Source organism: Stenotrophomonas sp. KH_029, assembly GCF_057839765.1.
Window position 1 is genome coordinate 2,187,087 of the sequence record NZ_CM174498.1, and the last position, 25,128, is coordinate 2,212,214.

Annotated in this window: 19 protein-coding genes; 4 read left to right on the plus strand and 15 right to left on the minus strand. The window is 66.2% G+C overall.

The window, feature by feature from the left end; genetic code table 11:
* Window positions 1-58: 58 nt before the first annotated feature.
* Window positions 59-1,117 carry a LacI family DNA-binding transcriptional regulator gene (locus AC3ITM_RS09975; protein ID WP_489264663.1) on the plus strand — a complete coding sequence of 353 codons (1,059 nt, stop codon included), beginning with the start codon at window positions 59-61 and terminating at the stop codon, window positions 1,115-1,117.
* Window positions 1,118-1,131: 14 nt separating this feature from the next.
* Here the strand turns inward: AC3ITM_RS09975 and AC3ITM_RS09980 are convergent, their stop codons facing one another.
* From AC3ITM_RS09980 to AC3ITM_RS10010, 7 genes are all read right to left on the minus strand, one after another.
* Window positions 1,132-3,696 (minus strand): glycoside hydrolase family 3 protein, encoded by a 2,565-nt coding sequence (locus AC3ITM_RS09980; protein WP_489264665.1) that lies wholly within the window; start codon window positions 3,694-3,696, stop codon window positions 1,132-1,134.
* 23 nt (window positions 3,697-3,719) lie between these two features.
* Window positions 3,720-5,054, minus strand: a complete 1,335-nt coding sequence (xylA, locus tag AC3ITM_RS09985) for a xylose isomerase (RefSeq protein ID WP_489264667.1) — start codon at window positions 5,052-5,054, stop codon at window positions 3,720-3,722.
* A gap of 44 nt (window positions 5,055-5,098) precedes the next feature.
* Complete coding sequence (xylB, locus tag AC3ITM_RS09990; protein ID WP_489264669.1) at window positions 5,099-6,592, minus strand: xylulokinase; 1,494 nt, start codon at window positions 6,590-6,592, stop codon at window positions 5,099-5,101.
* A 64-nt stretch (window positions 6,593-6,656) separates the two neighbouring features.
* Window positions 6,657-8,186 (minus strand): tryptophan halogenase family protein, encoded by a 1,530-nt coding sequence (locus AC3ITM_RS09995; protein WP_489264670.1) that lies wholly within the window; start codon window positions 8,184-8,186, stop codon window positions 6,657-6,659.
* Between the two features lie 13 nt (window positions 8,187-8,199).
* Entirely contained in the window at window positions 8,200-9,201 is a 1,002-nt protein-coding gene (locus tag AC3ITM_RS10000; protein WP_489270077.1) for a cupin-like domain-containing protein, read from the minus strand.
* Window positions 9,202-9,222: 21 nt separating this feature from the next.
* Window positions 9,223-9,981, minus strand: coding sequence for a SapC family protein (locus tag AC3ITM_RS10005; RefSeq protein WP_489264672.1), 759 nt, complete (start codon window positions 9,979-9,981; stop codon window positions 9,223-9,225).
* Window positions 9,982-10,049: 68 nt separating this feature from the next.
* The gene (locus AC3ITM_RS10010; RefSeq protein WP_228885640.1) at window positions 10,050-13,178 is read right to left on the minus strand and encodes a TonB-dependent receptor; all 3,129 of its coding nucleotides are present in this window, start codon (window positions 13,176-13,178) and stop codon (window positions 10,050-10,052) included.
* A gap of 296 nt (window positions 13,179-13,474) precedes the next feature.
* On the opposite strand from AC3ITM_RS10010, the gene AC3ITM_RS10015 reads away from it, so the two are divergent.
* Window positions 13,475-14,563, plus strand: a complete 1,089-nt coding sequence (locus AC3ITM_RS10015; protein ID WP_489264673.1) for a LacI family DNA-binding transcriptional regulator — start codon at window positions 13,475-13,477, stop codon at window positions 14,561-14,563.
* A 24-nt stretch (window positions 14,564-14,587) separates the two neighbouring features.
* Here the strand turns inward: AC3ITM_RS10015 and AC3ITM_RS10020 are convergent, their stop codons facing one another.
* Window positions 14,588-15,112, minus strand: coding sequence for a GNAT family N-acetyltransferase (locus tag AC3ITM_RS10020; RefSeq protein ID WP_489264675.1), 525 nt, complete (start codon window positions 15,110-15,112; stop codon window positions 14,588-14,590).
* A gap of 145 nt (window positions 15,113-15,257) precedes the next feature.
* Between AC3ITM_RS10020 and AC3ITM_RS10025 the strand changes: the two genes are divergently transcribed.
* A complete protein-coding gene (locus AC3ITM_RS10025; RefSeq protein WP_489264676.1) occupies window positions 15,258-15,605 on the plus strand; it encodes a hypothetical protein in 348 nt (115 codons plus the stop codon).
* A gap of 59 nt (window positions 15,606-15,664) precedes the next feature.
* Here the strand turns inward: AC3ITM_RS10025 and AC3ITM_RS10030 are convergent, their stop codons facing one another.
* The 4 genes from AC3ITM_RS10030 to AC3ITM_RS10045 are packed head-to-tail and all read right to left on the minus strand — an operon-like array spanning window position 15,665 to window position 19,190.
* Window positions 15,665-16,042: a putative quinol monooxygenase gene (locus tag AC3ITM_RS10030; RefSeq protein ID WP_489264678.1), complete on the minus strand. Its 378-nt coding sequence runs from the start codon at window positions 16,040-16,042 to the stop codon at window positions 15,665-15,667.
* A gap of 48 nt (window positions 16,043-16,090) precedes the next feature.
* A complete protein-coding gene (locus AC3ITM_RS10035) occupies window positions 16,091-16,915 on the minus strand; it encodes a carboxymuconolactone decarboxylase family protein (protein ID WP_489264680.1) in 825 nt (274 codons plus the stop codon).
* Window positions 16,916-16,923: 8 nt separating this feature from the next.
* Window positions 16,924-18,135 (minus strand): MFS transporter, encoded by a 1,212-nt coding sequence (locus AC3ITM_RS10040; RefSeq protein WP_489264682.1) that lies wholly within the window; start codon window positions 18,133-18,135, stop codon window positions 16,924-16,926.
* The gene (locus tag AC3ITM_RS10045; RefSeq protein ID WP_489264684.1) at window positions 18,132-19,190 is read right to left on the minus strand and encodes an alpha/beta hydrolase; all 1,059 of its coding nucleotides are present in this window, start codon (window positions 19,188-19,190) and stop codon (window positions 18,132-18,134) included. Before AC3ITM_RS10045 ends, AC3ITM_RS10040 begins: the two co-directional genes overlap by 4 nt.
* Before the next feature lie 108 nt (window positions 19,191-19,298).
* On the opposite strand from AC3ITM_RS10045, the gene AC3ITM_RS10050 reads away from it, so the two are divergent.
* Window positions 19,299-20,192, plus strand: coding sequence for a LysR family transcriptional regulator (locus tag AC3ITM_RS10050; RefSeq protein ID WP_489264686.1), 894 nt, complete (start codon window positions 19,299-19,301; stop codon window positions 20,190-20,192).
* Between the two features lie 191 nt (window positions 20,193-20,383).
* Here the strand turns inward: AC3ITM_RS10050 and AC3ITM_RS10055 are convergent, their stop codons facing one another.
* From AC3ITM_RS10055 to AC3ITM_RS10065, 3 genes are all read right to left on the minus strand, one after another.
* Complete coding sequence (locus AC3ITM_RS10055; RefSeq protein ID WP_489264688.1) at window positions 20,384-21,319, minus strand: hypothetical protein; 936 nt, start codon at window positions 21,317-21,319, stop codon at window positions 20,384-20,386.
* Window positions 21,320-21,463: 144 nt separating this feature from the next.
* Window positions 21,464-23,722: a TonB-dependent receptor gene (locus AC3ITM_RS10060; protein ID WP_489264689.1), complete on the minus strand. Its 2,259-nt coding sequence runs from the start codon at window positions 23,720-23,722 to the stop codon at window positions 21,464-21,466.
* A 199-nt stretch (window positions 23,723-23,921) separates the two neighbouring features.
* Entirely contained in the window at window positions 23,922-24,935 is a 1,014-nt protein-coding gene (locus AC3ITM_RS10065) for a dipeptide epimerase (RefSeq protein WP_489264691.1), read from the minus strand.
* Window positions 24,936-25,128 lie beyond the last annotated feature (193 nt).

Consider the following 25,128-nt stretch of genomic DNA (forward strand, 5'->3'; position numbering starts at 1 on the left):
GTAAGCTCGGGACGTGCTTTGGATGCGACAGCATCACAAAGAAGAACGGGAGCGCGTATTGGACAAGCCCAAGAAATCGGTCCGCCGCAAAACCAGTGGCGTGACGATCGACGAGGTGGCCGCCCTGGCCGGGGTGTCGCCGATGACCGTGTCGCGGGCGATCAACCAGGGCAAGGTGCGCGATGTCACCCGCGAACGCGTGATGCGCGCGGTGCGCGAACTGGGCTATACGCCCAACCTGGCCGCCAGTTCGCTGGCTGCCGCACAGCACACGCGCATTGCGCTGATCTACACCAATCCCAGCGGTGCCTACCTGCGCGAACTGCTGGTCGGCCTGCTGCGCGTGGCATCCAACGCTGCCATCCAGCTGGTCGTCGACTACTGGGACGATCTTGATCCCGCCGCCGAGCACAAGGCCGCGCGCGCCCTGGCCGGCCGGGTGGACGGCGTCATCCTGCCACCGCCGCTGTGCGAATCGCAGCCGGCCGTGACCGAGCTGGTCAGGGCCGGCATCCCCGTGGTGGCGATCGCGCCGGGCCACCTCGGCAACGCTATTTCCTGCGTTCGCATCGACGACTTCCACGCCGGCAAGGAACTGGCCGAACACCTGATCCAGCACGGTCACCGCCGCATCGGCTTCATCCGCGGGCGCGACGACCTCAGCGCGAGCGCGCGGCGCTACGATGGCTTTGTCACCGCGCTGCATGCGGCCGGGCTGGAGGTCGAACCGGCCCTGGTCCAACCGGGCGACTACACCTACCGCTCCGGGCTTGCCGCCGCCGAAAAGCTGCTGTGCCACCGCCGGCCGCCCACTGCGATCTTCGCCAGCAACGACGATATGGGCGCAGCGGCAATTTCCGTCGCCCACCGACGCGGCCTCGAGGTACCCCGCGACCTGTCGGTGGTGGGTTTCGATGACAGCTCGGCTGCAACGACGGTCTGGCCCGAGCTCACCACCATCCATCAGCCCATCGCCTCGATGGCCGATGCCGCCATCGATATCCTGCTGCGCACCATCCGCCGTCGCAGCGACGGCGCCCGCGTGTTGACCGATCACGTGGTGCCGCACCGGCTGGTGGTGCGCGATTCGGTCGCGCGCCCACCCGGGCCCCGATAGCGCCGGACGCCGCTTCACGCGCCCGGGCACCCGACGCTGATCTCCGCCTCGTTCAGCGCCCCCAGCGCGACGCGTGACACCGAGAGCGTCATCACGCCCGCCGTCCCGATCGACCAGGGGCGATCCAGTTTGCCGACATCCGCCCCCGCCGCTGCCAGGCACTTCAACGGCACGCCCACGCGCGTCCATTGGCCCACGGGCAGCTTAGCCAGCGTCGGTCCGAGCGCAACGCGTGCCGAGCAGCCCGTGCCGCAGCCCACCGACAACCACGCCTCGCCCTTGGGTGCGGACTCGACCCGCAGCGTGGTCAACAGCATCAGGTCGCCGTTGCTCTCGCGCTGCAGGTCCAGCGCCGTGTGCGACTGCAGCGCGGCAATCGCCTCGCCCTTGCCCGACCACGCCAGGCGGCGACCGTCTTCCTGCGCCAGGTGATCCACGCCGGTGACCTTCAGCAGGTCGCCATCGAGGGCATCGGGCACCTTGGTGACGGTCATGCCCTGCCCCGTGCTGCGCTCCAGGCGCAGGGCCATGCCGGAACCGGCATCGCCGCGCGCGAAGAACACCCCGGCCGCCCCTTCGTTGCCGGTCACGCCGGAGACTTCCGGCAGCGCCGCCAGATCGCCGTTGCCGGCGTAGGTCAGGCCGTAGCCGAACGCGAACTGCGGGTCGTAGTCCTTCTGCCCCACGTTGTTGGCGTACTGCGTGGCCGTGCGCGGCCAGCTGAAGCTCAGCTTGCCCTTGAAGTCGTGCTGCACGCTGCCATCGGGCCTGCGCAGCAGCACATCGGCAACGCCGGCACCTTCCGAACCGGGCAGCCACGCCGCCACGAAGGCATCGGCGGCATTGATCTCGCGGTTCACCCACAGCGGGCGCCCGCTGAGGAACACCGCGACCACCGGAATGCCGTCAGCCTTCAGCCGTTTGATCAGGGCAAGATCCGAATCGTCTCCCGGCTTGTACGCCAGCGTCGGCAGATCGCCCTGGAACTCGGCATAGGGGTTCTCCCCGAACACCACCACGGCCACCTCCGGCTTGGTCGCATACTTTCCATCCACCGCCAGCTCCGCCTGGCCGCCGGCGGCCTTGGCCTGCTGCGCAATACCTTCGTAGATGGTGTCCGCATTGGGGAAATCCTTGCGGGTGGTGCCGGTACCCTGCCAGTTCAACGTCCAGCCGCCGGCCTGCTTGCCGACGTCATTGGCGCCGTCACCGGCGACCAGGATGCGCTGCTTCGGCGACAACGGCAGCACGCCGCCCTGGTTCTTCAGCAGCACCAGCGACTCGCGCACCGCCTGCCGTGCCACCTGGCGGTGCTCGGGCGCGCCGACAAGCGCGAACTGCCCACCGACCGTGCGCGAGGACGGCTTGCCCGCCTCGAACAGGCCCAGCCGCAGCTTGACCCGCAGGATCCGGCGCACGGCCTCATCCAGCCGTTCCTGGCTGATGGTGCCGGCCTTGGCCGCGGCCAGCGTGGTCTCGTAGAAGCCCTTCCAGCTGTCCGAGGCCATGGCCATGTCCAGGCCCGCGTTGATGGTGGCCGGGCAATCGGTGGTGGTGCAGCCCTTGACCTGCCCGTGGCCGTTCCAGTCGCCCACCACGAAACCGCCGAAGTGCATGCGCCCCTTCAACGCATCGGTCAGGTACGGTTTGTGGCCGTGCATTTTTTCGCCGTTGACGCTGTTGAAGGACGCCATGACCGTCTGTGCGCCGGCGACGATCGCCGGCGGATACCCGGCGGCGTGGATGCGCACCAGCTCGGCTTCGCTGATCCGGGTATCGCCCTGGTCCTTGCCATCGGTGGTACCGCCGTCGCCGAGGAAGTGCTTCACCGAGGCGATCACATGGCGACCGTCAAGGAACGTGGGCGAGCCCACCTTGCCCTGCAGGCCCTCGACCACCGCACCGGCATAGCTGGCCACCACCTCCGGCGATTCGGAATAGCCCTCATAGGTGCGCCCCCAGCGGTCGTCCTGCGGCACCGCCACGGTCGGTGCGAACGCCCACTCCATCCCGGTCGCACGGGTCTCCAGCGCGGTGATCTCACCGATCCGGCGCAGCAGTTCCGGGTTGCGGGTCGCGCCCAGGCCGATGTTGTGCGGGAACAGGGTGGCGCCGATGATGTTGCTCTGCCCGTGCACGGCATCGATGCCGAACAGCACCGGAATCGCCTTGCCGCCCTGCGACGTGTCCATCGACGCCGCGTAGAACGCATCGGCCAGCGCCAGCCACTGGGCCGGCGAGGCGTCATAACGGCCGCCGGGGTCGGAGTTGCCCCCGGCCAGGATGGAGCCCAACCGGTAGCGGCGCACGTCGTCAGGCGTGATGCTGGCGATATCCCCCTGCACCAGCTGGCCGACCTTTTCCTCCACCGTCATGGTGGCGATCAGGTCGGTGATGCGCTTTTCCAGGGCGGCGTCTTCGGGCAGCGGCCAGGTCACCGCGGGCCAGGGATTGGCATCGGCCTGGGGCTGCGCCGGGGCGGGCGCTGCCGGCTGGTCACCGCCCTTGCAGGCGGCAAGCGCAAGCAACAGCGCGGCCAGTAGCAAACCGGTGCGGCGCGTGGGGTCATGGTGGGTCATGGTGTTCATCCTTGGCGTTGGGCTCAGCGCAGCAGGTACTGGTTGATCAGGTTCTCGTAGCGCTCCTGCTTGCCGCTGATCTGCCGGGGCTCGCCGCCCTTGGCACCCAGTGCGGCCAGCTCGGCGAGACTGAGCGCGCCGCGCGCGAACGCCTGGCCGGCACCACTGTCGAAGCTGGCGTAACGTTCCTTCCGCCATTGCTCCAGCGGCGAGTCGTGCAGCAGCGCATGGGCCACTTCCAGCCCGCGGGCGAACGCATCCATGCCACCGACGTGGGCAATGAACAGATCCTCCAGGTCGGTCGATTCACGGCGCACCTTGGCGTCGAAGTTCAAGCCGCCTTCCAGCCCACCCTGGCGCAGCACCACCAACATCGCGCCCACGGTGTCGTACAGGTCGGTGGGGAACTGGTCGGTATCCCAGCCGTTCTGGGCGTTGCCGCGGTTGGCGTCGATGCTGCCCAACAGGCCGTGGTCGGAGGCCACCTGCAGGTCGTGCTCGAAGGTGTGGCCGGACAGCGTGGCGTGGTTGGCCTCGATGTTGAGCTTGAAGTCCTTGTCCAGTCCATGCTCCTTCAGGAAGCCCACCACGGTGGCGCTGTCGAAGTCGTACTGGTGCTTCATCGGTTCCATCGGCTTGGGCTCGATCAGGAAGTTGCCCTTCAGGCCGATGCTGCGGCCATAGTCGCGCGCCATGGTGAGGAACCGCGCGAAGTGGTCGACCTCGCGCTTCATCTGGGTGTTGGCCAGCGCGGCATAGCCTTCGCGGCCACCCCAGAACACGTAGTGCTCGCCGCCCAGTTCAACGGTTGCCTCCAGCGCCGCCTTCACCTGCACGGCGGCACGCGCCACCACCGCAAAATCCGGATTGGTGGACGCACCATTCATGTAGCGCGGGTGCGAGAACAGGTTGGCCGTGCCCCACAGCAGTTTCATCCCGGTCGCGTCCTGGCGCGCCTTGGCCAGGCCGACCATGTGCTTGAGGTTCTTCTCGTACTGGCCGACATCCTCGGCGTCCGGCGCCAGGTCGATATCGTGGAAGCACCAGTACGGCACGCCCAGCTTGGTGAAGAACTCGAACGCGGCGTCCACCTTGGCCTCGGCGGTCGCCATCGGCGAACCGGTCTCCCAGGGGAAATGGCGGGTGCCCGGACCAAACGGATCATGCCCGGCGTTGCAGAAGGTGTGCCAGTAGCAGACCGCGAAGCGCAGGTGCTCCTGCATGGTCCTGCCACCGATGACCTTGTTGGCGTCGTAGACCTTGAAGGCGAGCGGATTGTCCGAGCCTCGGCCTTCGAAGGGGATGCGGCCGATGCCGGGGAAGTATTCCTTGGCGCCGATGAAGGGCTGCGTGCTCATGGTGCGTCTTCCTGTGGTTGTGCGAGGTGTCGCGTAGAGAGAGATCAGCCGCGGTACAGCGGCGTGACGGCGTCGAGGTGTCGCAGGAAACGTGCATAGGCCGTGGCATAGGCTTGCGTATGCACCGGATCCGGGCGTGCGGAGCGCAGCGGGTCGAGCGCAACGTGGCGGTCGGTGATGTCGGCGATGGAGGCGGCATCACCGCGCGCGTGACCCAGGGCCCACAGCGCCTGCAATGCCGCGCCGAACGCCGCGCCTTCGGGCTGGGTCGGCACGTCCACCGGCAGGCCGAAGACATCGGCCACCAGCTGCCGCCACTGCGCGCTGTTGCTGCCGCCGCCGGTCAGCACGATGCGGTCGAACCGCATGCCCGCGCGTACGAAGGCGTCATAGCCATACTTCAGGCTGTACGTGGCCCCTTCCATGGCCGCGCGGTAGAGATGGGCCGGGGTCATGTTGGTGGTGTCCAGGCCCGCCAGCACGCCCTTGCCCAATGGCAGGTCCGGCGTGCGCTCGCCATTGAGGAACGGCAGCATCACCAGCCCGTCGGCACCGGGCGGGGTGGCCTGGAGGTGGGTGTCGCCATCGCGCGTGCTGAAGCCGAAAGCATCGGCGACCTGCTCGGTCACCACGGTGCAGTTCATCGTGCAGATCAGCGGCAGCCAGCCGCCGGTGGACGAGCAGAACGCGGCCCACGCCCCGTCCGGGTCGACCACGGGCGTGTCGGCATAGGCAAACAGCGTGCCCGAGGTACCCAGGCTCATCGCCAGGCGTCCGGAGACGACGCAGCCGGTACCGATGGCCGCCATCATGTTGTCGCCGCCGCCGACGGCCACCTTCACCGTCGCGGGCAGCCCCAATGCCACCGCGGTGGCCGGGTCGATGTCGAATACCTCCTCGGGCGCGGCGATGCGCGGCAGGCAATCTGCCAGGTCGCGTTCGGGGTCGGTCGCGCGCAGCAGCTCGGTCGACCAGGTGCGGGTGCGTACGTCCAGCCAGCCGGTGCCCGACGCATCCCCGTATTCGCAGAAACGCTGGCCGGTCAACACGAAATTGAGGTAGTCGTGCGGCAACAGGATGGTGGCAAGCCGCGCGTAGGCCTGGGGCCGATGCGTCTTCGTCCACGGCAGCTTGGAGGCGGTGTAGCCGGTGAGGACAGGGTTGCCGGCCAGGGCGATGGTGCGTGCCGCGCCGCCTGCCGCGTCCATGATCTGCATGCATTCGGCCGAGGTGCTGGTATCGCACCACAGCTTGGCCGGTGCCAGGACCTCCCCTGCCGCATCGACCGGGACGAAACCGTGCTGCTGGCCCGACACGGCCAGCGCGCCAATGCGCGCGCGCAGCGTGGAATCGATCGCACCAAAGCAGGCATGCAGCGCGGCGACCCAGTCGGCCGGCCGCTGTTCCCGGCTGCCATCGGCGGCGCTGGCCAGCTCCAGTGGCGCGCTGGTGCTGGCCACCAGGTGGCGCCCGGCAGGGTCGTAGACCACCACCTTCAGGCTTTGGGTACCCGCATCGATTCCGGCAACCAGATCCATTCCGTCCACTCCGTGCTTGTCTAAAGGTAGCGCTACCAATTTTGTACAACAGCGCGCATTGCTGCTACGCCAGGGCCATGCCCGGTTGCCATACTTCCGGCGCCGCCTTGCAGTAGCGCTCGATGAAGCCGGCCTGCGACGGCATCGTGGCCACCGCTTGCTGCACCGGCTGCCGGATACGGTCCAACAGCGTGCGCAGGTCCGCATCACCGATCGCGCGCGCAAGCGGGTGCGGCGGCCCCGGCTGGATGCCCTGGCCCATCAGCACGCTGGTCCAGGAGTCGACCCGGAACAGCTCGCCGGGGTCCTGCCAGGCATGCGCACGTTCGCGCCAGGCGCGCAGCCGGACAGCGAGCGATTCGGGCAGTTCCATCTCGCGGCAGGCCTTCCACATCGGCTCGTCGCGCTGGTTGGCGTGGTAGTGCAGGATGATGAAGTCGCGCACGTGCTCCATCTCCTGGCGGCTGACATCGTTGTACAGCGCCACCAGCGCGGGCGTGATGCCGTCGGACGGGAACAGCTGGATCAGGCGTACCACCGCACTGATGGTCAGGTGGATGCTGGTCGATTCCAGCGGCTCGATGAAGCCACTGGCAAGCCCCAGCGCCACCACGTTCTTGTTCCAGGCCTTCAACCGGCGCCCGCTGCGGAACGGCACCAGCCATGGATCGCGCAGGGGCCGGCCGTCGACGTCGCGCAGCAGCTTGGCCTGCGCCTCGTCATCGGACAGGTGGCGGCTGGAGAACACCAGCCCGCAGCCGACCCGGTGCTGCAGCGCGATATGCCAGCGCCAGCCGGCCTCGTGCGCGATGGCGCGCGTGTACGGCACCGGCGGCGCGACCGACTCGGTCTGCACGGCAACGGCGCGGTCGCTCGGCAACCATTCGTTCCAGTCCTCATAGCCGGTATGCAGGGTCTGCTCGGTCAACAGGCCGCGGAACCCGGTGCAGTCGATGAACAGGTCGCCTTCGATGACCTGGCCGTCTTCCAGCACCAGGGATGCAACGGAGCCGTCATGCGGATGTTGCCGGACCTCGCCGATCTTGCCTTCCACCCGTCGCAGTCCGTGGCCTTCGGCCTTGCGCCGCAGGAATTTCGCGTAAAGCCCGGCGTCGAAGTGATAGGCGTAGTTGACCTGGGGTTGGGTCTGCAGCGAGAACCGGTCTTCCCGCGAGGCCGCGCTTTCCAGGCAGAAATCGCCCAGCTCCGACGGCATGCCGCGGCGCAGGCTGTCCAGCCAGAAATGGTGGAACGGCGTGGCCCAGGTGCCCTGCCCGATCGTGCCGAACGGATGGATGAAGCGCTCCCCTGGGCGGCGCCAGTTCTCGAACGAGATCGAGAGCTTGAACGTGCCCGCGACGGCGCGCAGGAACTCCTGCTCATCGATCTGCAGAAAATGGTGGAACGTGCGGATGGGCGGCACGGTCGACTCGCCAACGCCCACCGTACCAATCTGCTCGGACTCCACCAGGGTGATGTCCAGCTGGTCGCGGAACTGGTGCGCCAGCGCACAGCCGGCCAGCCAGCCTGCGGTGCCGCCACCGGCGATGACGACCTTGCGGATACGCCCTTCGGTTGTGTTCGCCACGTTCAATGCGGTGCTCCCATCAGCGGTTGAGTCGAGCCTGCAACTGGGCGCGCATGCGGCGCGCCTGCGTCTCGTCGAACGGTGCCAGGTCGCCCCGGGCGGCGTCGGGCAGGTGCTGTCCTGCCCGCTCGCCCGGACCGAATACGTAGTACTCGAAGATCTTTGCCCAGGCCTGCTTCTCGCGTGCCGGCAGGTCGCGCACGGCCCACATCGCGTGATGGAGTGCCGGCAGCGGTGAGGAGAGGAAGGCCGGGGAACTGCGCCACCAGTAGTTCACCAGCACATTGAAAGGCTCGAGGCTGCGCACGTGGTGCCACCACAGGCTCGGGATGAAGATGGCATCACCGGGCTCCAGCACGGCGGTCTGCGCGCTTGCCAATGCATCACCGAAGCGTGGGTGGCGCGCGAAGTCCGGGCGGTCGAAGTCCACCACACTTACCACCTGCCCGCCCGGGGTGGGTTCCAGCGGCCCCGGATACAGATTGTCGATCTGCTCGGGCGGGAAAAGCGTGAACCGGCGCCGGCCCACCGCGCAGCACGCCAGGTTGTCCGGGGTATCGAAATGGCAGGAAGCGGTCACGCGGTTGCCGATCCAGATGCTGGCCGAAGCATCGATGCCCTGCCCCGCCAGCCCGGCGTCGTTGTGCTGCGCGAACCCGGGCAGCGCATGCTCGATCAGCAACGAAGCGACATAGTAGGTGGGCGGGCTCGGCGAATCGAGATGCTCGGAGATCGCGTCCAGCACCTCCGCCAGCAATCCGCGCCGGACCTCGAAGTTCAACCGGGTGAAATCCGCGTTGTAGAACGGACGCCCTTCAATCTCGGGGCCGCCGAAGGAGTACGGGACAGGCACGCCTGCATCGAAGCTGCGCAGGTAGGCCAGGGCTTCCTGCGTGCCGCGCAACCCGGCCTGTACCAGCGACCAGTCGCGGGCGATGCCACGCAGCACCACCGGTTCCCCGGCCGCCGCCAGCGCCCCCAGCGGTAGTGCCGCGGGGTCCAGGCCTTCCAGTGCCTGCATGGCAATGCCGTCCAGCACCCGTCAGTTCCTGCCCGCTGCGCTGGCGGCATCCTGCGTGCGCAGGCGTCGCTGTTTTTCGGCGATCAGGCGGCGCATGTTGTGCAGCGACGCCAGCATCAGATAGGCGCCTTCCAGGTAGCCGGCGCGGTTGAGTTCGGCCAGCGCGGGACCGTCCAGCTGGGCAAGGCGGTCACGGTCGATGGCGTGCAGGCCGTTGACACCCACCCGATGCTCCTGGGCAATCTGCACGTCGAGCGTGATCGGTTGAATGAGTTCTTTGGCATCGAGCGCGGCAAACATCTCCGCGCCGAAGGCGTGGCCATCGTGAATGCCACGCAGCACGCCTGCGATGTGGTCCAGATAGGGCGTATTGCCCCCCTGCGGCAGGAACACTGGCTCGCCCTGCATCGCATTCACGCGCGGATGGTCAAGATCAACGTGCAGCACCGCTTCCTGGATGAGGCTGCCATCGATCCGGTTCTCCTGGAAGCCGATCAGGAACGGCCCCTTGGCCGCCGCCCCGGGCAGATAGGAGGCATTCCAGCGGCCGTCCTGCAGGAACAGGTTCTCGTGCTGCTCGAACCCCAGCAGGGCCACCGATTGCCAGCCGCCGGTGTCGGGGGCCTTGCGCAGGAAGATCGGATATTCCCGCTGCAGTTCGGCGAACTCGCTCGGATAGGCCGGCACCATGCCGACCGCGTCGCCAAATTCGGGCCCGAAGCCGGTGGCCACGCGCAGGTCGCGGTGGGCGATGTTGTTGAGCATTTCGTAACGCGGCATGGTGTTCTTCCAACCCCATCAGGACCCTTGAACGGGTGCCGCTGCCAGGGCAGCGGCACCCCCACACGTCAGAACCTGTAACGAACGCCAAGCATGTAACGCGGACTCTGGTCGGCCAGCTTCACGATCATCTGCGAGGTGCGCGAGCGCCAGCGGACGTCCTCACCGGTCAGATTGATCGCCTCCAGCCCAAACGACCAGTGATCATCCAGGGTGTAGTTCACGCTGAGATCCCACTGGTCGTATTCTTCCACATAGTAGGGATTGCGGCTGGCACCCTGGTTGGCCAGGATCAGGTATTCATCACGCCAGTTCCACGCCAGGCGTACCGACCAGCCGTACTTTTCGTACATCAGCATGGCATTGGCGGTGTCGCTGAGGCCGGTGAGCGAGAACTGGTCGATGTTGGGATCACCCGCGTCGTTGTAGCCCACGTCGCCGTTGACGATGGTGTAGTTGGCCAGCACGCCGAACCCGGTGTCGCCGAAGAAGTACTGCCCCCCCAGTTCCCAGCCATGCAGCTTGGACTCGTTCTGGTTGATGGGGCGGTTGACGTTGAACTGGTACAGCGGGTCGGCCGCCGTGCCATACAGATCGTAGGCCGCTTCGGTGGCCAGGACCTGCGCGTCGGTACCGTTGTAGGCACCCAGCCCGGCGGGATTGTTGCGCAGCAGCGCCAGCGCGGTGAACAACGCGGTGTCATTGGCGTTGCAGGCCGCCGCATTGGCCGCACCGACCTGGGTAACGCAGGCGCCGCTGGTGAGGAAGGCCATGGCCGACTGTGCATCCGGACCGGAAGTGGGATCCCGCAGGCCGTACAGATTCTCCTGGACGATGGTGTTGCCGATGAAGTTGGCGACCTGCTTGTTCCAGTACGTGACCGACACGTAGCTGGCGTCAGCGAAGTACCACTCCAGTGCCAGGTCGAGGTTGTCCGACTCCAGCGGCTTCAGCTGCGGGTTCTGTGCCGTGCCGCTGGCCCGCGAAGACGGGTCGATCAGCACCGAGCCGAACGGTTGCTGTGCGGTCGGGCCTGCATAGAGGTTGCCGATCGGCGCACGCGCGATGCTCTTGCCGAACGAGATGCGCCCCTTCAGGTCGTCCATGAGGTCGATGCTGAAGTCGAGGTTGGGCAGGATGTAGCTGTAGCTGTTCTTCTCGGTGAACGGCTGTTGCTCGTCGGACAACACCACGCGGAAGTCGTTGTTGGACTGCCATTCGATGGCCTCGGGGATGGCGATGACCGAGGTCGACACCACATCGGTGGTTTCATAGCGCACGCCCAGGCGGGTATTGGTGCGCCGGCCGCCCAGCTCGCCGTCCAGCTCGATCTGGAAATAGGCCGACTTGGTCTTCTCCTCCACCAGGTTGTCGGCGGCGCGCTGCGGGCTCACGCCGAGGCTGGCGCCATAGTTGTCCGCCGCCCACTGCGCGAGGCGGCCAGCATCGCCGCGCCAGGCGGTGAAGCTGTTGGCATTGAAGTCGTTGAACAACCCGACGATGTTGACCGGCTGCAGCAGGTCCATCAGCCCGTTGGCAACATCCCCGTCGACATTGGCCACGCCCCAGTCGCCCAGGGTGTTGTAGTTCTCCGCTGCCTGGATGCGGTGGGTGGTCTGCTTGCTGGAGTCCACGCCAAACTGGAAGCGTCCCTTGTCAAAGCTCCACTCGCCGTCGACGCGACCCTGCTTGATCTCGCTGATCTGGGTCTGCGAATTGATACGCAGCACCTGCGAGCCGATCTCGCCCGGCGCGAAGCCGGGGTTGACCACGCCGTTGGTCTTGGCGAGGGCATCGGCCGTGCTCGGGTACCAGACCTGGGTGCCCACCGGCAGGCCGTTGTTGAAGTTCATTTCCTGCACCCACGACCCACCGCAATGCGGTCCGGTGGTGCAGTTGTTGGTGCCGGCGATGCTGCTGAAGATGGAGCCGCCCCCGGTGAGCGGATCGTTCGGCCGGCTTTCGTTCTTCGAGTTGTGCGCGTCGAAGGTCAGCTTGAAGCGGTCGGTGACGTTCCACGCTGCATTGAAGCCGAGCGATCCCAGCTTGTACTTCTGCATGCTGCGCTGCTGCTCAAGCCCGAAATCCTTGGTGCCCGCGATCTCGCGAATGTAGGTCGGGGTAGCAACCGCGCCGCTGGTGTCGAACGTCACATCGGTGTAGTTGCTGTTCTGCAGCCACATGCCCTGTTCGCCACGATTCTCGGTGATCTCGTTGGTTGAGTAGGTGTAATCCAGGGTCAACGTCACGGCATCGGTGGGTGCGAACTGCAACACGGCCTGGCCGTTGATGCGCTCACGCTCGAACTCGGAGAACGCATAGCGCAGGTCGTTGGGTCGTGCGTACAGCGCACCGACCGCCGGTGCATTGACCACGGTCGGGTTGCCGGGCATCGTGCCGGTCCACGGCTGGATGTTCCAGTAGTTGTTGGTGGCCTGCACCGAGCCACCCTTGCGCTTCTGGTAGCTCGCGCTCACGCCAACGCCGAAGGTCTTTTCCGGGTTGCTGTAACTGAAGATGCCGGACAGTTCCGGTGTGATGTCATCACCGAACGGCTGGCTCTGGTCGGAGACGGCCTTGGCACCGGCACTGGCGACCAGGCCCTCGTGGTCGAACGGCCGCGCCGTCAGGATGTTGATGGTGGCGCCGATGCCACCACTGGGCACATTGGCCTGGCTGGTCTTGTAGACCTCGATGCCATTGATGGCTTCGGCGGCCAGCTGGGCGAAGTTGAAGGCACGGGTACCGCCGTCGACACCGCCGATGGCGACCTGCCCCGAAGCGCCGAACGCATCGGCGCCCGGCATCTGGCGCCCGTTGAGGGTCACCATGTTGAACTGCGGGCCAAAGCCGCGCGCGGTTACCTGTGCGCCTTCACCATCACGGCGTTCGATGGAGATGCCGGTGATGCGCTGCAGCGATTCGGCCAGGTTGGTGTCGGGGAACTTGCCGATGTCCTCGGCACTGATCGCATCCACCACGCCGGCCGAGTCGCGCTTGATGTCCATCGCCTGGCTGAGGCTGTTGCGGATGCCGGTGACCTGCACGGTATCCAGCTGGGTCGGACTGGGCTGGCCCTGCTGGGCGGCCGGTGCCGGCGTTGGCGCGTCCTGTGCGAATGCGGGATTGATGACCAGGACGCCGCCGACAAACGTAAACATGGCCCTGGAGGTGAACTTCGCCAGCGTCCGGCTCATGAACGAGCCCTCCGGCCAGCGGTACGACGGAACATAGAAGCGCTCATGACTCTCCCCTCTGACATACGATCGAATGGATGTACCGCCCCTCCTGGGGGCACGTACGGGCGATGCCCGTCTTCCACACCGAACATCGCAGTGCGCTTTGCACTCACTGCGACTCAAACTCGCTTACAGGCTTGCCAGAACAGCCGCGTGGTAAAGGGGGGGTACCCGCTGGCCTTACCCCGGCACAGTGGTAGCGCTACCATCACGTCACGGGCGCAGACTACTCATCCGCGATTGCGCTTGTCATCATGCAGCGCAGCAAAGGAACCCATTCGTTGAAAAACAGCCCTAAAGCGCTCCGTCGCAAGGCCAGCGCCATCACCATCGATGAGGTCGCCGCGCATGCAGGCGTATCGGCCATGACCGTATCGCGCGTCATCAACGGCCATGCCGGCGTGCGCGAAGCCAACCGCGAGCGTGTCATGCGCAGCGTGCTCGCATTGGACTACCGGCCGAACCTTGCCGCCAGCGCGCTGGCCGCGGCGCAGCACACCTGTATCGCGCTGATCTACACCAATCCCAGCTCCAGCTACCTGCGCGAACTGCTGGTCGGCGCGCTGCGCGGCTCTACCCGGTCAGCGGCGCAGCTGGTGATTGCCACCTGGGATGAACTGGGCGCCCAGGCGCGTCGCGAGGCGGCACGGCAACTCGCCGGCACCGTGGCCGGCGTGATCCTTCCACCGCCGCTGTGCGAATCGAAGGACATCGTCGACGTATTCGTCGACGCCGGCACTCCCGTGGTCTCCATCGCGTCCAGCCATTTCAGCGACAGGATTTCCTGCGTGCGCATCGATGACCGCCAGGCAAGCCAAGACATGGTGTCGCACCTGATCAGCCAGGGACATACCCGCATCGGCTACATCACCGGCGATCCGAACCAGACCGCCAGCGCGCACCGCTGGCAGGGCTACCGGGATGCGCTGGCTGACGTTGGCATCGACTACGACGCTGCACTCGTCCAGCCCGGTTGCTTCACCTACCGCTCCGGCCTGGAAGCAGCCGAGCGGTTGTTGACCCTGCCGCAGCCGCCCAGCGCGATCTTCGCCAGCAACGATGACATGGCGTCGGCCGTGGTTTCCGTGGCGCACCGTCGCGGCCTGGAGGTGCCGGGCGACCTGTCGGTGGTGGGTTTCGATGACACCTCCGCCTCCACCATGGTGTGGCCGGAACTGACCACCATCCATCAACCGGTGGCGGACATGGCGGACACCGCCATCGACATCCTGTTGCGCGAAATTCGACGCCCCGCTGCTTCGGCGCGCGGCATCGTCAACCATGTGCTTCCGCACCAGCTGGTCACGCGGGCGTCCGTATCGCGGCCTTTGCCGGACCTCTAGCCGCCTGGCGCGGAGGCGGCGACCTTACAGGCGACGGCCCAGGACCTGGCCCGGCCAACCGTCTATGTTGAAGGTCGACAGCCTTTCGTAACCGCACGATTCGTAGAAACGTACCAGGTCGCCACTGCCTCCGCCATAGCAATCCACGCGCAGGTAGGCGACACCCGCGGCACGTGCCTGCTCGTCGGCGAACGCCATCAGCCGGCGGCCGATACCGCGCACGCGCGGATCCCGCGAAGCAACCAGCACCCGCACGTAGAGCTCCGGCCCGGTCGCCGCGGGCACGTAAGGCATGGCCTCGCCCAGCGCCAGGAATGCGCGTACCTCACCCTGCCCTGTTTCAGCCACCCAGGCGCCGGGCAGCGTGCAGGCGTCGGTCACCTGGGTGATGCGGCGCGGAATGGACGACCATGCTTCGCTGCCCCACTGCTGCGGGTTGCCGATGGCCACGAACCACGCAATCACTTCGTCGAACAACCGCAGCACAGCGGGCGTATCGGTCACGCTGGCGCGACGGATGGTCAGCGCTTCCTTTCCTGGATCAGTCACGCATGTCACTCCTGCCGGTGGCGCTACGCCACGTCCAGCAGTAGTTTGCCGCCATCTGTGGCAGACACCAAGTCTACCGACGCGATGTCTGCGCGATATCGTGCACTGTTATCATGGGCGACTGTATGGACAGGGATGTTGAAGGATGTTGAAGCTGCGGCTGGCGCAACGCTGGGAGCGGTTGGGCAATCGTGATGCCGACGTCGGCGTGATGCTGTTGTTCGCACTGCTCGCCGCGTTCTTCGCCTGGGGCGCCTATGCGATGGCCTATCCCGAACACGGCTGCGTGCGGATGGGCAAGGGCAACAGCGGCCCGCTCCAATGCGACCCAGGGGAGCTGATGAAGGAAGCGATTTGGCCGATGTTGCTCAGCGCCCTCAACGCCTACGCCGTCTTCTTTGTTCTGTGGGGATGGATCAAGGACATGGCGAGGCCGCTGACGCTGGACGGCGAGACGGCCAGCGCTCCTGATGCCGATCAGCAAGGGCCTTGATGCGGTTGCTCAATTGTGCGTGCGATCGGCGGAAAAGTAGCGGGCCGCTGCCCGTCGGCTCACTTGATCTTCAACTCCGGTAGCAGCGGGTCGACGTCCACCAGCTCCAGCGACGTGACCATGTGCAGTGTTCCGTTCTTGTACGCGAGGAAGTGCGGGCTCTTTACATGTGCTTCGTAGGCCTGGCGGCTGGCGTAAATCTCCAGGATGGTCAGTCGTGTCGGATCCTCCTTGTCAAAGACCGCATACAGCGACAGAACGCCAGGCTCAAGCGCCATTGAAGCGCGAACCTCTTCAGCCAGCGCCTCCCGATAGGCGGGGAGATGGGCAGCGTCCACGGTGATTTTCGACAGTCTCGTCATCTGTGCCTCCTCTGCGCGGGCGCCAAAGGAAAGCGCGATCAGACAGATTGAGATGCCCCACATTGCCTTGTTCATTGCTCTCTCCGACGCATGCGCGTCACTTGATGAAAACCTCTCTCCGCGTCACTCGGTGCGCAGGGAGTCCAGCCGACGCTGAATGGCATCGCGCGCACGCGTTGCCGCTTGCGGGTCGAAACGCGCACCAAGAACGTCGGCCAGCTCACGCAGCTGCTCGATGCTCACGCCGATATTCATGCTTATCCCCACGTGAGACTGCAACTGGGGCTCCACCCCGGACATCGCAGCCAGCATGCTGACGGTCGCCAGCTCGCGGCTCTGCCAATCCAGGTTGTCACGTTCGAAGATGTCCCCGAACAGGTGGGCCCGTAGATACTCGTTGGCCTGTGGCGCGAACTCGAACAAGGGTCCGGCGACCGGCGCACCTGCCAGCATGGTTTGATTGGCCGTCCCTGCCGCCAGCAACGCATCACCCTTGGGTATCGGCTTCACCGGTTCACGACCGGCCTCATCGTGGATGCCGCGCTGCCTGCGCGCGTCCAGCACCCTCATCATCTCGCCAAGTGCATTGAGGCTTCGGGGAAAGCCGGCATAGGCGTACACCTGTACAAGGATCTCGCGCGCCTCGGCCACGCTCAGCCCCGCGTCCAGGCCGTGATTCAATGCCTCGCCAAGGCGAGCCATGTCACCGGCTGCCCCGGCGGCGCTGATCGGAATGATGGCCTGCTGCCTGGCATCCAGTGCGGTGGCCGGCACGTCAGTGGTATTGATGTTCATCGGTTTCTCCTTCGTAGGCATGCCGGAGCGGACCTCCGGGTTGGACGCTACCTTCGTGAGCGCCACGACGTGATGATTCTGCTCGGCCGACCATGCCGGCAGCGCACCGAATGCGAGGCAAACGCTCAGCAGCTGCCCAGTGATCGACGTCATGCGCCTCATCAGCTTCGGGCCTCCGCAGCCATCGCCGACGGGGCGGCGGACCCAGCGTCCGCGGCCGTGACATAGGCCAGCAGCGCCGCAACCAACAGCACGCCGGCACTGGCCAGGAATGTGCCGGCGAAGCCGACGCTGTCCAGCAGCAGGCCGCCGAGGGTGGAGCCCAGCGCGATCGAGCACTGCACCACCGCGACCATCAGCCCCCCGCCCGCTTCAGCGTCGTCGTTGCTGAAGGTGCGTGCCAGCCAGCTCCACCACCCCACCGGTGCCGCGGTGGCCAGCAGGCCCCATGCCGAAAGCAGTGCGGCCGTCGGCCAAAGCTGCGGACCCAGCGGAACCAGTGCCGCGGCAATCACCGCCATCAAGGCAGGAACAGTCACCAGCGTGCGGTAAAGCCCGCGCCTGAGGAACGCCCCGATGGCAAGCGTGCCCACCAGCCCGCTTACACCGATGGCCAGCAGCACCAGCGGAACAGTGGAATCACCCGCGTTGGTGACCCGTTCCAGGAACGGTCGCACGTAGGTGAACAAGGCAAACTGTCCCATGAAGAAGGCGCCGCACGCGGTCATGCCCAGCGCCACCACCCGCCGCCGGAGCAGCACGAGCACGCCGCCTTGCGGCTGCCTGCCCTCCGCTGCCATGGACGGCAGGCAGGCCCACTGCCATGCCAGCGCGACGGCCGCCACCGGCAGAAGGCACAGGAACGCCCCGCGCCACCCGATCACACCGCCCAGATAGCTCCCCAGCGGCGCGGCGATCACCGTTGCCAGCGCGTTGCCGCCGTTGAAGATCGCCAATGCGCGGGGCACCTGCGCTGCGGGCACCAGCCGCATGGCGGTGGCCGCGGACAGTGACCAGAACCCGCCGATCACCACGCCGATCAGCGCACGGCCGATCATGTAGACCGGATAGCTGGGGGACAGCGCCACGATCAGACCGGACACCGCCATCAACGCGGTCAGCGCCAGAAGCAGGGTTCTGCGGTCGATGGTCCCGGCCAGCCGGGAGATCGACAGGCTGGTCAGCACCGCGAAGGCGCCCGAAATGGCAATCCCGTATCCGGCAAGGCCCTCGGTCACGCCAAGGTCCGCGGCCAAGGGCGTGAGCAGGCTCACCGGCATGAATTCGGATGCGATCAACGCGAAGACGCACAGCGTCATGGCGAGTACGCCGCCCCAGTTGCCCCTGTCCGGAGGGGTGTCGGTACGACTCATTTTCCGGCCAGGCTCTGCTGGAAGAACGTCGTCAGCTTGGCGAACGGAATCAGGTCGGTGCGGTCATACAGGTCCACGTGCCCGGCACCCTTCACCCAATAGAGCTCCTTCGGTTGGCCGGCCCGCCGGTACGCGTCTTCGCTGAACTCACGGGAGTGTGCGGTGTCGCCGGAGATGAAGAGCATCGGCCGCGGCGAAAGGGTCTCGATGTCGTTGAATGGATGGAAGTTGATGAACTTGACCAGGCTGCTGAACAGCGGCTGGGTGGTCAGTTCAGGGCGCTCGCCGGCGGCCGCGTAAGCGCCGCGCGGCGTGCGGTAGAAGTCGAAGAATTCGCGCTGCACGTCCGATGTATCGGCCTCGAGCGTGTTCACGGTCCCGGGCACATAGACGCGCTGCCCGCCCTTGAACTCCACCAGACGCTGCTGCGCGGCCGCCTGGATCATCGCGTTCCGCTGCTCCAGCGATTGCGCATTGTTCAGCCCCTGGCGCACGGCGGCGCCCATGTCATACATGCTGACCGTCGCGATGGCCTTGATCCGCGGGTCGATCTTCGCTGCGCTGATCACGAAGCTGCCGCTGCCACAGATGCCCAGGCCGCCCACCCGCTCCGGGTCCACGAACGACTGCGTGCTCAGGAAGTCCACGGCCGCACTGATGTCGTCCGAATAGATTTCCGGCGATACCAGGTGACGCGGCGTGCCCGCGCTTTCACCCCAGAAGGACAGGTCGATCGCGAGCGTCACGAAGCCCTGTTCGGCCAGCTTCTGTGCGTACAGCTGCGCGCTCTGTTCCTTCAGCGCGCCCATCGGATGACCGACCACCACGGCCGGCGCGCGGCCATCGCGTCCCAGACCCTCGGGCCGGTACAGCGTGCCCACGACCTCCATCTGGTACTGATTCTTGAACCGGACGCGCTCGCCCGTCACCCGGTCGCTCTTGTAGAAATTTTCCGCCCCGGCGGTCCTGGTTGCCGTCGGCGGGTCAGCAGCCCACGCGGAATGCGGAACGAGGTGGCTGGCGAGCAGTGCCAGCAGCAGCGTGGTGGGTTTCATGCGCGGACCGCCTCTGTGAGAGTGAGGACGCCACGATAGGCCCGGGTCGTTACTGCGATAAGCCGGCTGAAAGTTGATGCATTACTGAGTTGAGCTCACAATTGGCCCATGAGCGCCGTGAAGACCAACGACCTGCAAGCCTTCCTGGTGGTGGCACAGGAGCAGAGCTTCACCAAGGCGGCGGCCCGCCTGGGCGTCACACCGTCTGCGCTGAGCCATTCCATCCGGCTGCTGGAAGAGCGCCTGGGCATCCGGCTGCTGGCCCGGACCACCCGCAACGTCTCCCCGACCGAGGCGGGCGAGCGCCTGATGCGCTCCATCGCCCCGCACTTCGAGGCCATCGGCGCAAGCGTCGAGGCGCTGGGGGACCTGCGCGACCGCCCGGCCGGAACGCTGCGGATTTCCTGCACGGACGACTCGATGGAGACCATCATCCGTCCCCGCCTGGCCGGGTTCCTCGCCGAGTATCCGGACATCACGCTCGAGTTCTATGTCGACTACGGCTTCACCAATGTGGTGGAACAGCGCTTCGACGCCGGCATCCGGCTGGGTGAGGCGCTGAGCAAGGACATGATCGCGGTCAGGGTGGGCCCGGATTGGCGGCTGGTCGTCGTGGGGTCTCCCGATTATTTCGCCACGCACCCCAGACCCAGGAAACCCGCCGACATCACACGGCACCGCTGCGTGCACATCCGGCATCGTCCGAACGGTGCCATCTATGCGTGGGAGTTCGAGGAGAAAGGCAAGGAATTCACCGTGCGCGGCGACGGGCCGCTGGTGTTCAACAGCATGATCCACGTCATCAATGCCGCCCTCGACGGGCTGGGCTTGGCGTATGCGCCCGAGCCGATGGTGGCCGATCACATTGCCGAGGGGCGGCTGGTTGCAGTGCTGGACAAGTGGTGTGTGCCCTTCCCCGGCTATCACCTCTACTATCCGAACCGTCGGCAGCCCTCGCCAGCATTTTCGGCGCTGGTCGCGTGGCTGAAGCGGGATGCATAGCATGCATGCCCACCAGAGTCCCCCGAGGTGCATGGCCAGCAGCAGGACGGTGAAGAGGCTCAGCGCCAGGTTCAACCAGGGCCGAGCTTGATCAATGCCAGTTGCAAACACCAGCGAATAGCATCCCATCAACATCGCTGAAAGCGCCAGAAGCTTCAGGGCAAGCAGCGACCTGCCGTTCAGCAATGGACCTACTCCTTGACGTCCCGCTCCACCACGTCCGCTTCCATCAGTTCCCGATGCTGGGCCTCGATCCAGGCGTTCCCGGCGGCACGTGCCCGGGCATCGAGCTCCTTGTTCTGTCGGTCGATCTCCTGATACTCCGCCCAGACTTCGGGCGTGATGGTGTCGAGCCGATGGTTGGAACGCAGCGCGATCGAGGGGGAGGCGCCCGTGGAGACCGTAAAGTTGTCGAACAACCATTGCCGTCGTACCTCGGGCGAGGCATGCAGCAGGTCTGGTTCCGCATAGGTCTGCATCGGCAGTGTCTGCTCGGCAAGCGTGGTATCGGAAGAAATCCGTGCCAGCCTGACGACGAGTCGCTCATGGCCCCGGTCTTTCCGGTACAGGGCGGCAATGCCTCCATCGATCCACAGGACGTACCAGTACCCTGCAATGGGATACGCCTGGAAGGGGTGTTCACGGACCAGGATCAGATCGCCGGGGTCTTCGTAAAGCGCCCGCCAGCCTGGAGGCGCCGGGTGGATACTGCAGTCGGCCGTCCCTTTCGTGATCGTTTCCAGCGTCGGCGTGCCACTGCGTGCAGCAAGCCGCGTCGTCCAGCAGCGTGAGCCGTCACGGTTGTGCGAGGCGATCAGAACCGCGTCTTCGTCCAGCACCACGGCATCGGCATGCACAAACTGATCGCCCGTCGCGTCGGGATCCTGCAGGAGCGCCGAGAATCCTTCATCTGACAGCCTGCTGCCATCCACGTACAGCACGTACGTCGTGTAGTGCTGGTACCTGCTGACGTTGATGTCCAGCCTGCTTTCCGTCACGGCCACGACCTTCAGCGTGTCTGAGGAAAACACGGTTTCCCGGTTGGTCCGGGCACATCCACCGGCAAGCAGCGCGGCACAGACCATCAGCGCGCCGGAACGCAGGACGGGATCCAGACTGATGGTCATCGCGCTGCGGCCTGCGGGTGTGGGGGCGGACACATGCAAGCATATCTGCTCCGGCGACGCTTATCGGCCTGCATCGCAAGCATTGGCGCCGTGTTGTCAACCAGCGCGGCACCGGAGGATGCCGCGCTGGCCTGCCCCGTTCGGTCAGAAACTGTAATCGACCGACACACCCACCGTCCGCGGCTGCATCATCACCGCATTCCAGCGCCGGTAGCTGGCCGCGCCGGCACCGGGAATGGTCCTGCCGGCAGCCACGTAGACGTCCTTGTTGGTGAGGTTGGTGACGAAGAAGCGGATGGTGGTGTTCTGGCTGCTGACTTCGGCGGTCAGGTCGACCGAGGTATAGCTGGGCAGTTCGATGGACTGCGCCGTGGCCACCGATGCCTGGCGCTCACCGTAGTAGCGCAGCGCACCGCCGACACTCCAGCCCCACTCGCCGCGGGTCGGGAATTGATAGTCGGCCTGCAGGCTGCCGGTCCATTCGGGAACCTGCGGCAACTGCGCGCCGGACTCGGCCTGGTTGGCGCCGCCGGGGCGGGCCGGCGGAATCGGCGCGGTCAGCTTGGCATCGGTGTAGGCCAGGCTGGTGCTCAGGCGCAAGCCGTCCAGCGGCATCAGCGCACCGGTGAATTCCACGCCCTGGCTGCGCGCACTGCCGCCGTTGACGCCATAGGAAATGGCCTGCGGGGTGAGCAGGTTCAGGCGGATGTCTTCCCAGTCGATGCGGAACGCCGCCACTTCCACCTGTGCACGACGATCCCAGAAGTAGCTTTTCAGGCCGATTTCATAGTTGGTCAAGGTGTCCGACTTGACCTGCGACGGCACCTCGGGGGCGGCCGGCAGGATGGGGTTGGGGCTGCCGGCGCGATAACCGGTGGCTACGCGCAGATAAGCCATGGTGTTCTTGTCCTGGCCCAGGAACAGCCGCGGGCTGGCGCTCCAGGTGGTCACGCTTTCGGAGGAGTCGGTCACCCGCTGCACCCCATCCCCGCCCAGCGGGCCACCCAGGGTCTGGCGGAACACCTGGTCGTTGCGCGCATGACGCACGCCCAGGGCCAGGTCGAAACGATCGGTGAATTTCCAGGTGGTGTTGCCGAACAGCGCCTTCTCGCGATAGCTGGTCAACACCGAGGCGGTGAACAGGGCCAGCACCGGGTTGAACGCCGGGCTCAGCGCGCTGCCATCTTCGGTGTAGGCCGCGTCTTCATCGGTATAGAACGCACCGAGCTGCCACTGCAGACGGCTGTCGCCCTTGGAGGTCAGGCGCAGTTCCTGGGTCCATTTCTTGAGTTCGATGTCGGTGTCCAGCGCCGCGTAGGCCATCACCGGGCCCACGCCCGGCCGCTGCCCCAGCAGCGGGATGTACTCCACCGACTGGTCCTGCAGGCGCCAGGAGTTGGACTTCATCCAGCTGCTGGAGGAAGTGAAATCGGCCCAGCCCAGGTCCCAGTCCACGCTCAGGCCATAGACGTCGTACTTGATCGTGCTCGGTTGCAGGAACAGGTACTGGTTGGCATGGCCGGGCAGCTTGGGCTTGAAGGTGACCGGGTCCAGCGCGACCGTGGCGAAGTTGTCGCCCTTGTTTTCCTGGCGCATCGCCGTCAACAGGACGTCCACCGTTTCCGATGCCTTCCACAGCAGCGAGAGGCGGCCGGCATTCTGGCGCACGTCGTTGGTATCGCGGCGGTTGAGCACGCTGTTGTCGATCCAGCCCGGGCTGGTCTGTTCGGCATAGCTGGCGCGCAGGGCCAGCTGGCCCTTGACCAGCGGCACGCTGATCGCCGCGCGTTCGGAATGGCCCACTCCGCCGCCACCGTCAACTACCCGCATCGTGGCGCCGGCGCGGCCCTCGAAATATTCCAGGTCCGGCCGCTTGGTCACGTACTTGACCACCCCGCCCAGCGCGCTGGCGCCGTACAGCGTGCCCTGCGGGCCACGCAGCACTTCCACGTTCTGCACATCGTAGGGCAGCAGGTCGAACATACCCGAGGTGGCGCCGGACAGCGAACCGTTGGCGGTCAGCGGCACGTCGTCGACATAGACCGAGGTCGAGGCGGTGTTGCCCATCGGGGTGATGCCGCGGATGGAGATCGTCGAGCGGCCCGGAGCGCCCAGGCTGGACACCTGCAGGCCGGGAACCAGGCCGGCCAGGTCGTTGACGTTGTTGACCTGCAGGCGGTCGAGCTGCTCTTCGCTGATGACGCTGATCGACATCGGGATATCGGTCACCACTTCCACGCGCTTCTGCGCCGTTGCGGTCACCGTGCCCAGGGTATGCACGTCGTCACGATTGGTGTTGTCGGCCGCATCCTGCGCCAGTACTGTTGCGCTGCAGCCCAGGGCCAGGATGCCTGCAGCGCAGGCCAGCGACAACGCGTTGATTCGGAGCGAACAGTGACTCATGTGATGACGCCTCGGTAGCGTAGGTGGAAGCCCACGGAGATGGGCGCGGAATGCGGCGGGGAGAGGGAAGCCACCCTTCCCGGGAGTGGCGCGGCAGCGATGTACACGATGATGCTTGCATTGGCATGACACAAGCCCATGTAGGACACAATAGTCCTGTTCAGAGAACAGTCAACCATGCAGCGCAGCATGGGCGCATTCAGGCCGGGCCGCTCAGCGCCCGCCCCCCCCAGACCGCCTCGTCGCACCAGATCGTGCCGTCGCGGTAGACCACCCCTGGCGTGCGGTCCTGCTTGAGGAAGGTCGGCCCGTCCAGGTCGACCAGGTCGCACAACTGCCCGACCACGAAGCCCGGCGCCGCACCCAGGCTGCTGCAGACCATGCAGCCGACCATGACCCCCAGCCCGGCGTCGCGGGCCGCAGCGGCGATCAGCAGCGCTTCGGTCAGGCCGCCGCATTTGTCGAGCTTGATGTTGAACACATTGAAGCGGCCCCGCAGGCCGTCGACATCGGCCAGGCTGAGCGCACTTTCGTCGGCGGCCAGCGCAATGGGCGAGACGAAGCCGTCCAGATCGGCCTCGCGCCCGCGTGCCAGCGGCTGTTCAATCAGCGCCACATCGGCGGCGAGCATGGCCACCACCAGGCGGTCAAGATCGCCGATCCGGTAGCCCTGGTTGGCATCCACGCCCAGCCACACCTCCGGGCGCGCCGCGCGGATCGCCGCGACGCGGGCGATATCCAGGTCCAGATCGCCGGTCAGCTTGACCTTGATCGAACGCGCCTGGCGATAGGCCACGGCGGCGGCGGCCATCGTCGCCGGCTCGTCGGCGCCGACGGTGAAGGTGGTCGGCAGCGGCCGCGGTGGCGGCAACCCGGCCAGCGCCCAGACCGGCTTGCCGGTACGCCTGGACTCCAGCTCCCACAACGCGGCATCGACCGCATTGCGTGCGCCGCCGGCCGGCAGGATGGCACGCAGTTCCTCGCGCGACGGATGCGCCTCGATCGCTTCGCGCGCCGCCTCCAGCGTGGCGCACAGGCTGTCGATGTCCTCGCCCAGGTAATAGACGCCGGTGGCCTCGCCGCGGCCGATATGGGTGCCGTCATCCAGGGTGACCAGGCAGGCACTGCGGCTGTCGAACACGTGGCTGGCGATGCGGAACGGGGCGGCAAGGCGCAGCGCTTCCGCCGTGATGCCCAGTTTCAGGCGGCCCATCAGGCCTTCCCCGGAATGGCGGCAGGGTCAAACGTCCGGGGCGACGCCGTCAATAGCGTGATCGAGTACATCGGGGTTTCCCTGCCTCATACCGAGCAATTCTCGTATTGAGACAATAGAATCCCAAGTGGAAAAATGTCAATGTGGCGGGGCGTCTCTGCGCAGGCGATGCTGGTGTGTGCAGCGGGCAGAG